This is a genomic window from Kerstersia similis, assembly GCF_965139615.1.
Lineage (GTDB): Bacteria > Pseudomonadota > Gammaproteobacteria > Burkholderiales > Burkholderiaceae_B > Kerstersia > Kerstersia similis.
This window is the reverse complement of record NZ_CBCSIQ010000017.1, coordinates 89,508-99,322: the sequence shown is the minus strand read 5'-3', so window position 1 is coordinate 99,322 and position 9,815 is coordinate 89,508. Positions and strand designations below refer to the sequence as shown.

The following is a 9,815-nucleotide window of genomic DNA, read 5'->3' as shown; positions in this document are numbered from 1 at the left end:
CTCTCACGCCCCCCACCCTGCTCCGCGCGCCACCCCCAGCAAACGCTGGGTGGAAATGACCTGGCCCGAGTTCGATGCACTGCCTGCCGACACCGTCGCCATCCTGCCTGTCGCCGCCATCGAGCAACATGGCCCGCACCTGCCGGTCTATGTCGATGCCTGCCTGAATGCCGGGGTGGTGGAACGCGCCATCGAACTGCTGCCCGACCACATCCCCGGCGTCTTCCTGCCCATGCAGGCCATCGGCAAATCCAACGAACACCAGGCCTACCCCGGCACCTTGACGCTCAGCACCGAAACCCTGATCGGGCTGTGGACCGACATCGCGGAAAGCGTGCACCGCGCCGGCATCCGCAAGCTGGTGCTGTTCAACTCGCATGGCGGCCAGCCACAAGTCATGGACATCGTGGCGCGCGAACTGCGCGTGCGCCTGGACATGTTCGTAGTCTGCGCCGCCACCTGGAGTTTCGGCTCGCCCGATCCCGAGGCATTCCCCGCGCTCGAACGCGAACATGGCATTCACGGCGGCAGCAAGGAAACCTCAATGATGCTGGCGCTGCGCCCCGACCTCGTCCACATGGACCGGGCCGACAACTTCGTCCCGGCCACCATCGCAATCGAAAACAACTACCGTCATCTGCGCGCCGAAGGAAAAGTCGGCTTCGGCTGGCAAACCCAGGACATGAACCTGTCGGGCGCCTGCGGCAATGCCCTGGATGCCGATGCCGAACGCGGCCAGGCGATTGTGGAGCACTCGGCCAGGGGGCTGGTGGAGCTGATCGCCGAGGTACACGCCTACCCGCTGGATGCCTTGAGGAGCCGCGCATGAAAACCGAGCCCCTGCTCCCCCTGGGGGCCTCGGCAGCCAACCAATGGCAGGTGAACGCCCGTCAGGCCGTGCTGGTGCGCCCGCCGCGCCACAGTCGGCCCTTGGCCTTCCCGGCGCTGCCGCAGCATCTGACCGTGGATGCCAGCCGCAGCGCACTCGTCGTCATCGACATGCAGAACGATTTCTGCCACCCCGATGGCTGGCTGGCCGCCGTGGCCGGCGTGGATGTCAGCGCCGCGCGTTTGCCGATAGCCCCCTTGCGCAAACTGCTGCCCGCAGTACGCCACGCCGGCATCCCCGTCCTCTGGCTGAATTGGGGCAATCGTCAGGATCGCCTGAACCTGAGCCCCTCTCTATTGCACACCTACAACCCGGCAGGACGGGGCACCGGCCTGGGCGACCCGCTCCCTGCCAACCAGGCGCCGGTGCTGCAGGCCGGCTCCTGGGCGGCCGCCATCGTAGATGAACTGCAGCCTGCGCCGCAGGACATCCAGGTCGATAAGTACCGCATGAGCGGATTCTGGGATACCTCGCTGGATGCCATTCTGCGCAACCTCCAGGTCTCGACCCTGCTCTTTGCCGGCGTCAATGCCGATCAATGCGTGCTCGCCACCCTGATGGATGCGAACTGCCTGGGCTACGACTGCATTTACCTGGACGACTGCTGCGCCACGACCTCTCCCGGCTTCTGCCTGGAAGCCACTCGCTACAACATACGCCAATGCTTCGGCTTCACCGCGCTCAGCACGGACCTGCTGCAAGGACTTGAATCATGCCGTTAACTGCCATCCTCAAATCCATGGCCGATTGCCCTGCCTACCGCATCTCGGCCAATGACACCAATTACTTTGCCTTGCTGTTCGACGGCGCAGGAGAAGACTGCGACCTCGTCGCCGTTGTGGAAATATTCGAACCAGGCGGCCGCACTCCGCCGAACGTCCACCAGCGCGCCCATGAAATGTTCTTCATCCTGGCAGGCGAAGGCGAAGCCCGGGCCGATGGCGCGGTGCTGCCCTTGAAAGCCGGCGATGCCTTGCTGCTCAAGCCCGGCGTGACACACGCCGTGGTCAACACCGGCCCTGGCAAGCTCTACAGCCTCACGGTCATGACCCCTGACGAAGACTTCGCTGCCCTGATCCGGCGCGGCATTCCGGTGGAACTGGGCGACGACGACAAGCGCGTCCTGAACGGTATCCATCACGGCATCAATCGCGACCTTGAGCGCTAGGAACCACCATGGACGAAAAACCGCATACGGCAGCCCCAGCGCCCGGCCACAGCCACCCAAGCCCCAGCCGGACGGCCTGCGATCCGTCTCCGGCGCGCGCCTACGCGCTGGCAGCCCTGCCCCTGCAAGGCTACAGCCTGGATGACGCGGCCACCGAACGCGTGGCCGCCGTCTTCGAGCAATTGGCCTGCCTGGCCGCTCCCCTGCAAGCGCTGGAGCTGCCTGCCGACCTGGATCCGGCGCCTGTGTACTCCCCCTGACCGGCGAACGTCACGGCAAGCCGGCCCCGCCTGAGTCCGACTTGCCGCATTGCCCCCGCGCCCACCCAATGAAAACCGCGTATCCGGAGCCCCAGATGAACTTCCCCGCCTTTGCCGATATCGCCCGCCGCATTGCTGACGGCGCCGTCCCGGCCACCCATTACGCAGCCCAGGCACTGGCCCGCATACGGACTAGGGACCCCGGCCAATGCTACACCGCCATCACCCAGGAACGTGCCTTGGCCGAAGCGCTCGTCTCCGGCGCGGCGCAAGCCGCAGGTAGCGATTTGCCGCTGGCGGGGGTGCCCTATGCCGTCAAAAACCTGTTCGATATCGCCGGCCTGCCCACCCTGGCCGGCGCGCACCTGCGCGAACAGCAACCGCCAGCACAGGCCGATGCCGAGGTCATCCGCCGTCTGCAGGCAGCGGGCGCCGTTCTGACAGGCGCGGTCAATATGGACGAAAACGCCTATGGCTTCACCACCGAAAATACCTGGTACGGAACCTGCCGCAACCCGCATGATCCTTCCCGCCTGGCCGGCGGCTCCTCCGGCGGCAGCGCAGTTGCCGTCGCCGATGGCATGGTCCCGCTGGCGCTGGGATCGGATACCAACGGCTCCGTACGCGTGCCCTCGTCGCTATGCGGCATTTTCGGTCTGAAACCGACCTTTGGCCGCCTGCCCCGCAATGGCAGCTTTCCGTTTGTACACAGCCTGGATCATGTCGGCCTGATGACCACCCGCGTGGCCGATCTGGCCACCGCATACGATGTGCTGCAAGGGCCTTGCGAAGACGATCCATACTGTGCCCGCCGCCCGGCCGAACCGGTGGCTGCGGCGCTGCAGGCGGCACCAGCGCGCCCCCTGCGCGTGGCCGTGCTGGGTGGCTATTTCCAGGCCTGGGCCAACGACGAAGCCAGGCGCGCCGTGGACATGGCTGCGCATGTGCTGAACGCCACCGACACGGTCACGCTGGCGCAGGCGGAACTGGCCCGCGCCGCCGCCTTCGTGATCACCGCAGCAGAAGGCGGCAACCTGCACCGCGCCACACTGGCCCGGCACTACCAGGACTATGAGCCGCGTTCCCGCGACCGTCTGGTCGCCGGCAGCCTGGTGCCGGCCAGCTGGGTAGAACAGGCTCAACGCCTGCGCCGCCGTTTCCACGCACAAGTGCTGACGCTGTTGCAGCACTACGATGTCCTGCTGGCGCCCGCCACCCCCACATCCGCACCGCTGATCGGTACCACGGCAGTCCCCCTGAATGACCATTTCGTACCGACCGCACAAGCTATGGGCCTGCTGACCCAGCCCATTTCATTCATCGGCCTGCCGGTCTGTGTCGCGCCCATCTGGCCGGGCCTGGGTGCAACAGCGCATCTGCCCCTGGGGGTACAGCTCATTGCCGCGCCCTGGCGGGAAGACCTCTGCCTGAACGCGGCACGCCAGCTGGAACAAGCCGGAATCGCCATGGTTCGCCAAGCCGCCTAGGGCCCCAGCGCACCGGAACATCCAAGAACGCAAGGCACATCATGACTCTCCCGCGCCACTCAACCGGGGTCGCCGTCGCGCCCCACGCCTTGGCCAGCCGCTCCGCGCAATCTGTCCTGCGCGACGGCGGCAATGCCATCGAAGCCATGGTTGCCGCCGCCGCCACGATCGCCGTGGTGTACCCGCATATGAACGGGATTGGAGGCGACAGTTTCTGGCTACTCGGCACGCCCAAGGCAAACAGCCTGATATCCCATGGCATAGATGCCAGCGGCGCAGCCGCCCGGGCAATCAGCCCGGCCAGCTATGACGGCCAGCCGCGCATTCCATTTCGTGGCGGCCAGTCGGCCATTACCGTCGCCGGCACCATCTCCGGCTGGGAGCAAGCCCTGGCCTATAGCCGCGCCCACTGGCAGGGCACCCTGCCGCTGTCCCGGCTGCTGGCCGATGCCATCCATTACGCCCGCGATGGCATCCTCACGACAGCCAGCCAATATCGCAACACCGTCGCCAAACGCGACGAACTGCTGTCCGTCGCCGGCTTTGCCGACACCTTCCTGATCAACGGCGCAGCACCCGCCACCAATAGCCTGTTCCGCCAGCCCAGGCTGGCCTTCACCCTGGAACGCCTGGTTGCGGACGGGCTGGACAGTTTCTACCGCGGCGACTTGGCGCAGGATATTGCCAGCGATCTGGCCCACTGCGGCAGTCCGTTGAACATCGCCGACCTGCAAACGCACCATGTCAGGCACGTGCAGCCTCTCTCGCTGCATCACACCCTGGGCACGCTTTACAACATGCCGCCGCCCAGCCAAGGCCTGGTGTCCCTGATGATTCTCGGCCTGATGGATCGCCTGGGCGCCAGCCATATGGATCCCCTGGGTGCGGACTTCGTCCATCTGGCCGTTGAAGCGGCCAAGCAGGCTTTCACCATCCGCGATGCGCACATCGGCGACCCGCGCTGCCTGCGCAGCGACCCAGCGTCCTTTCTCAGGCCCGCCGCCCTGGACGCCATGGCGGCCCGGATAGACATGCGCCAGGCGGCGCCATGGAATCAGGGCAAAGGCCCGGCCGATACGGTCTGGATGGGTGTCATGGATCACGCCGGCCGCAGCGTGTCGATGATCCAGAGCATTTATCATGAGTTCGGCAGCGGCCTGGTCCTGCCCACCACAGGCATCAACTGGCAGAATCGCGGGGCCTCCTTCTCTCTGGACAAACACCATATCAACGCACTGGCGCCGGGCAAGCACCCCTTCCACACCCTGAACCCGGCCATGGCGCGACTCGATGACGGCCGTACCATGGTCTATGGCACCATGGGCGGCGATGGCCAGCCGCAAACGCAATCCGCCGTGTTTGCGCGCACCGTACTGCACGGCTGGACACCCCAGGCAGCCATAGATGCACCGCGCTGGCTCTTGGGCCGCACCTGGGGCCAGCAGTCGGACACCTTGAAACTGGAAAACCGCTTTCCCGCCGCCACCGTGCAACAGCTGGCGGCGCGCGGCCACGATATAGAAATGCGTGACGCCTACGACGAAGCATTCGGCCATGCGGGCTGTCTCATCCGGCAGGCCGATGGCCGCTTCTACGGTGGCGCTGACCCTCGCTCCGACGGCTCGGTGGCATGGGTCTAGCGGTCGGCAGACGGAACACTTGCCTTTCTTTCGGAAAATCTGCTGCGGTACACGTTAAAATCGTGGGCTACCCTTCATTTTTTCTCTTGCCCCCGGGATAAACACCCGTCACGGCACCGCCCATGAAAGAAACCACACTCCGCCGCACCGGCATCGAGCCGGCCGCGCCCGCCCCCATTCCCGACACTGCCCAGACCCTGGCCCAGTTCGCCGCCGCCGACGGCTCGACGCGCAAACTCTACATCCGTACCTTCGGCTGCCAGATGAACGAGTACGACTCGGACAAGATGGCTGATGTCCTGCGTGAAAACGAAGGTCTGGAACTGACCGACGACCCGGAACAGGCGGATGTCATCCTGTTCAATACCTGTTCGGTGCGCGAAAAGGCGCAGGAAAAAGTCTTTTCCGACCTGGGACGCGTCAAACACCTGAAGCAGACCAAGCCTGACCTGATCATAGGCGTGGGCGGCTGTGTCGCCAGCCAGGAGGGCGACGCCATCGTCGCCCGCGCGCCCTATGTCGATGTCGTCTTCGGCCCCCAGACCTTGCACCGCCTGCCCGACCTGATCGCGCGCCGGCGCGAGGAAGGCCGCTCACAGGTGGATATCAGTTTCCCGGAAATCGAGAAATTCGATTCCATGCCGCCCGCCCGCATCGACGGCCCGACCGCCTTCGTCTCCATCATGGAAGGCTGTAGCAAGTACTGTAGCTTCTGCGTCGTGCCTTACACGCGCGGCGCAGAAGTCTCACGCCCCTTCGATGATGTGCTGGTGGAAATCGCCGACCTGGCCGACCAGGGCGTACGGGAAGTCACCCTGCTGGGCCAGAATGTGAATGCCTACCGTGGCGCCATGGGCGACACCGACGAATTCGCCGATTTCGCCCTGCTGCTGGAATACGTGCACGAAATTCCCGGTATCGAGCGCATTCGCTACACCACCTCGCACCCCAAGGAAATGACGCCGCGCCTGATCGCCGCGCACGGCAACCTGCCCAAGCTGGTGCCTTTCCTGCATCTTCCTGTGCAAGCCGGCAGCGACCGGGTGCTGGCGGCAATGAAACGTGGCTATACCTCGCTGGAGTTCAAGTCCATCGTGCGCCGGCTGCGTGCCGCTCGCCCCGGACTGACGCTGTCCTCCGACTTCATTGTCGGCTTCCCCGGCGAAACCGAAGAAGATTTCGAGAAGACCATGAAGCTGATTGCCGATGTGGGCTTCGACACCTCTTTTTCCTTCGTTTACTCCCGCCGCCCCGGCACGCCGGCCGCGGATCTCAGCGACGATACGCCGCAAGACGTCAAGCTCAAGCGCCTGCAGCGCCTCCAAGCGCTCATCAACGAGCAGGCCGGTGCCATCAGCGCCGCCATGGTCGGCACGACCCAGCGTGTGCTGGTCGAAGGCGTCTCGCGCCGCGATCCCAACGAACTGATGGCGCGCACGGAAAACAACCGTACCGTCAATTTCCCGGCGCCGCAGCGTCTCATCGGGCAAATGGTTGATGTGCTCATCACCCATGCCAATACCAACTCGTTGCGCGGGCGCATTGCCCTGCGCGAGCAGGACATCGCACCGGCCGTCATGGCAGAATCCATCAATGAGTGAAAACCACAGCCCCAAACCGCCCGCCACCGATATCCTGCTGGAAGGCGACAACACGCACCTGGCCAATCTGCTGGGCCCGCTGGACGAAAACCTGAAGCAGATCGCCAACGGCTTGGACGCCACGCTGGTACGGCGCGGCAACCGCATCAGCATCAGCGGCAAGGATGCCGGCATTGCCGCTCAGGCGTTGCAACGCCTGCATCAACGCGCCGCACAGCAGGCGCTGACGGTGGACGATGTGCAGCTGGAACTGGTTGAGCTGGGCGCCAGCCGCGCCGCCGCCAGCCAGGACTTCGACCCGGCCGACCTGCCCCCGGTGGATGATGCCAGCGGCGGTATCGCCCTGCGCACCCGCCGCAGCGACCTGCGGCCGCGTACGCCGCGCCAGCGCGAATATCTGGACAATATCCTCAAGCACGACATCACTTTCGGGATCGGCCCTGCCGGTACGGGCAAGACCTGGCTGGCTGTTGCCTGCGCCATTGATGCGCTGGAACGCGACACGGTACAACGCCTGATCCTGACCCGGCCCGCCGTCGAAGCCGGGGAACGCCTGGGCTTTCTGCCCGGCGACCTGACGCAGAAGGTGGACCCGTATCTACGGCCGCTGTACGACGCCCTGTACGACCTGATGGGCTTCGAAAAAGTGCAGCGGCTCTTTGAAAAGCACACCATCGAAATCGCGCCGCTGGCCTATATGCGGGGCCGTACGCTGAACCATGCCTTCGTGATCCTGGACGAAGCCCAGAACACGACGCCGGAACAAATGAAGATGTTCCTGACGCGTATCGGTTTCGGCAGCAAAGCCGTCATCACTGGCGACCCCAGCCAGGTGGACTTGCCCAAGGGTCAGCGCAGCGGCCTGGCGCATGCGGTAGGCGTGCTGTCCGAGGTCAAGGGCATTGCCACCACCCAGTTCACCAGCCGTGACGTCGTACGTCACCCGCTGGTTGCCCGCATCGTGGATGCCTACGAACGCCATGATGCGGAAAATGCCTGAACCGATGAAGCGCTCCCCTGATTCCGCCCCCAGCGCAGCAGCGCCGGCGCTATCGCTGGCAGTGCAGTACGCGGTTCAGGAAGCCCGCCTGCCGCGCTGGCGCCTGCGGCGCTGGCTGCAGCTGGCGCTGGCAGAAGCCGCGGCCGCCGCTGAGGCCGGCCTGGCCGATGCGCCCGGCTTCCAGGCGGCCAGCCTGACCCTGCGTTTTGTGGATGCCGAAGAAGGCCATGCCCTGAATCTCGAATTCCGCCAGCGTGACTATGCCACCAATGTGCTGACCTTCGAATACGGCACCGACCCCGAAGGGACTGCGCACGGCGACATCGTGATCTGCCTGGAAGTGCTGGAACGCGAAGCGGTCGAACAAAACAAGCCGTTCCTGGCGCATGCCGCGCACCTGACCGTGCATGGCGCGCTGCATGCCCTGGGCTACGACCACATCGAGGAAGATGAGGCCGAGCGCATGGAGGCGCTGGAAACCCGGATTCTCGCCCGTATGGGCCTGCCCGACCCCTATGCCCCGCGTTGATGAAAGGCGGCACGCCCTGGACAGGGCGTGGCCCGCCAGCCCTGGGCTGACTGGCAATAAGCTTTAATTTCTGGTAAATATTTCGGGGTTTTCTCGTATTTGCCCATAAATCGCCACATATCCCCGCTTTTATTGGGTTATGCTGGTTTTCCCATAATCAGTCCTCAGGACGATGTCAGACCCTTATCCTGCAACCAGTTCCGACACTTCGGAACGCAAATCGACCTCCGCCAAATCCCTGTTCCACAGGCTGTTTTCGCGCCAGCATATCGAGCTGGACAGCCTGGACGACGTCAAGGCGCTGATCGCCGCCGCCCAGGAACACCAGCTGCTCGACCCGGATACCCTCTCCATGCTCAACGGCGTGCTGGAGGTTTCCGAGCTGACCGCCGGTGACGTCATGGTGCCGCGCTCGCGCATCGACATGCTGGATATCGCCACGCCGGTTCCCGCCATGCTGTCCGCCGTCCAGGAAACCACGCACTCCCGTTTTCCGGTCTATGAAGACGACAAGGAAAACATCATCGGCATTTTGATGGCCAAGGATCTGCTGCGCTTGACGCTCAATCCTGAACTCGATGTGCGCAGCCTGTTGCGCCCTGCCATCTTCATCCCCGAATCCAAGCCCCTGACCGTCCTGTTGCGCGACTTCCGCAACAAGCGCAGCCACCTTGCCCTGATCATCGACGAGCATGGCGGCATCTCGGGGCTGGTCACGATGGAAGATGTACTGGAAGAAATCGTGGGCAATATCGAAGATGAATTCGATGCCGATACCCCGACCATCTTTCCGGAAAGCGCCAGCTCATGGCGCGTCGAGGCCACCACTGAAATCGAGGATTTCAACGAAGCCCTGCACGCCGATCTGCCTACCGACGACTATGACACGGTCGGCGGCTGGCTGGCTGATGAGCTGGATCGCATCCCGCACCGTGGCGACCGCCATCAGCATGGCGATCTGCTCTTTGAAGTCCTGCGAGCCGATGCCCGCCGTGCGCTGTGGCTGCGTGTCTCGCGCCAGGTTGCGCCGCAGGCCGAGCCCGAAAACAAGGAGGCGCGCTGAGGCAACCCCCAGCGCCATCCCGCCCGCACCCGCAACGGCTGCCGGACAGATGTCCGGCAGCCGTTTGCCTATGCGTCACCCCTGCGCTGACAGGCTACACTTCTGCCCAAGCTTTCCCTCCGGCCATGCGCCCCGGCCGCGACCGGCACCCGTATCAACCCGGCTGACGGCACCGCGC

At 64.7% G+C, this 9,815-nt stretch carries 10 protein-coding genes; all 10 read left to right on the top strand.

All coding sequences use genetic code 11. The annotated features are described in order from the left end of the window. On the top strand, window positions 1–829 hold an 829-nt coding region (locus ACNA1V_RS11725; protein WP_415833788.1), incomplete at its 5' end, for a creatininase family protein. Beyond that, window positions 826–1,611: a cysteine hydrolase family protein gene (locus tag ACNA1V_RS11720; protein ID WP_415833787.1), complete on the top strand. Its 786-nt coding sequence runs from the start codon at window positions 826–828 to the stop codon at window positions 1,609–1,611. The genes ACNA1V_RS11725 and ACNA1V_RS11720, both read left to right, overlap by 4 nt. Continuing rightward, window positions 1,602–2,057: a cupin domain-containing protein gene (locus ACNA1V_RS11715; RefSeq protein WP_415833786.1), complete on the top strand. Its 456-nt coding sequence runs from the start codon at window positions 1,602–1,604 to the stop codon at window positions 2,055–2,057. Before ACNA1V_RS11720 ends, ACNA1V_RS11715 begins: the two co-directional genes overlap by 10 nt. A gap of 8 nt (window positions 2,058–2,065) precedes the next feature. Beyond that, window positions 2,066–2,317 carry a DUF4089 domain-containing protein gene (locus ACNA1V_RS11710; RefSeq protein ID WP_415833785.1) on the top strand — a complete coding sequence of 84 codons (252 nt, stop codon included), beginning with the start codon at window positions 2,066–2,068 and terminating at the stop codon, window positions 2,315–2,317. A 95-nt stretch (window positions 2,318–2,412) separates the two neighbouring features. Next, a complete protein-coding gene (locus ACNA1V_RS11705) occupies window positions 2,413–3,804 on the top strand; it encodes an AtzE family amidohydrolase (RefSeq protein WP_415833784.1) in 1,392 nt (463 codons plus the stop codon). 41 nt (window positions 3,805–3,845) lie between these two features. Then, window positions 3,846–5,444, top strand: a complete 1,599-nt coding sequence (locus ACNA1V_RS11700; RefSeq protein WP_415833783.1) for a gamma-glutamyltransferase family protein — start codon at window positions 3,846–3,848, stop codon at window positions 5,442–5,444. A 122-nt stretch (window positions 5,445–5,566) separates the two neighbouring features. Beyond that, on the top strand, window positions 5,567–7,045 hold the full coding sequence (gene miaB, locus ACNA1V_RS11695; protein WP_415833782.1) for a tRNA (N6-isopentenyl adenosine(37)-C2)-methylthiotransferase MiaB: 1,479 nt from the start codon (window positions 5,567–5,569) through the stop codon (window positions 7,043–7,045). After that, window positions 7,038–8,045: a PhoH family protein gene (locus ACNA1V_RS11690; protein ID WP_415833781.1), complete on the top strand. Its 1,008-nt coding sequence runs from the start codon at window positions 7,038–7,040 to the stop codon at window positions 8,043–8,045. The genes miaB and ACNA1V_RS11690 overlap by 8 nt, the downstream gene beginning before the upstream one ends. Before the next feature lie 4 nt (window positions 8,046–8,049). Further along, window positions 8,050–8,574, top strand: a complete 525-nt coding sequence (gene ybeY, locus ACNA1V_RS11685; protein WP_415833780.1) for an rRNA maturation RNase YbeY — start codon at window positions 8,050–8,052, stop codon at window positions 8,572–8,574. Window positions 8,575–8,746: 172 nt separating this feature from the next. Beyond that, a complete protein-coding gene (locus ACNA1V_RS11680; protein WP_415833779.1) occupies window positions 8,747–9,637 on the top strand; it encodes an HlyC/CorC family transporter in 891 nt (296 codons plus the stop codon). Window positions 9,638–9,815: the final 178 nt, after the last annotated feature.

What these genes read in the sequence shown, in the direction of transcription:
- ACNA1V_RS11710 (WP_415833785.1), top strand. Translation starts at nt 2,066, where the DNA reads ATGGACGAAAAACCGCATACGGCAGCCCCAGCGCCCGGCCACAGCCAC.
- ybeY (WP_415833780.1), top strand. Translation starts at nt 8,050, where the DNA reads ATGAAGCGCTCCCCTGATTCCGCCCCCAGCGCAGCAGCGCCGGCGCTA.
- miaB (WP_415833782.1), top strand. Translation starts at nt 5,567, where the DNA reads ATGAAAGAAACCACACTCCGCCGCACCGGCATCGAGCCGGCCGCGCCC.
- ACNA1V_RS11680 (WP_415833779.1), top strand. Translation starts at nt 8,747, where the DNA reads ATGTCAGACCCTTATCCTGCAACCAGTTCCGACACTTCGGAACGCAAA.
- ACNA1V_RS11720 (WP_415833787.1), top strand. Translation starts at nt 826, where the DNA reads ATGAAAACCGAGCCCCTGCTCCCCCTGGGGGCCTCGGCAGCCAACCAA.
- ACNA1V_RS11700 (WP_415833783.1), top strand. Translation starts at nt 3,846, where the DNA reads ATGACTCTCCCGCGCCACTCAACCGGGGTCGCCGTCGCGCCCCACGCC.
- ACNA1V_RS11715 (WP_415833786.1), top strand. Translation starts at nt 1,602, where the DNA reads ATGCCGTTAACTGCCATCCTCAAATCCATGGCCGATTGCCCTGCCTAC.
- ACNA1V_RS11690 (WP_415833781.1), top strand. Translation starts at nt 7,038, where the DNA reads ATGAGTGAAAACCACAGCCCCAAACCGCCCGCCACCGATATCCTGCTG.
- ACNA1V_RS11705 (WP_415833784.1), top strand. Translation starts at nt 2,413, where the DNA reads ATGAACTTCCCCGCCTTTGCCGATATCGCCCGCCGCATTGCTGACGGC.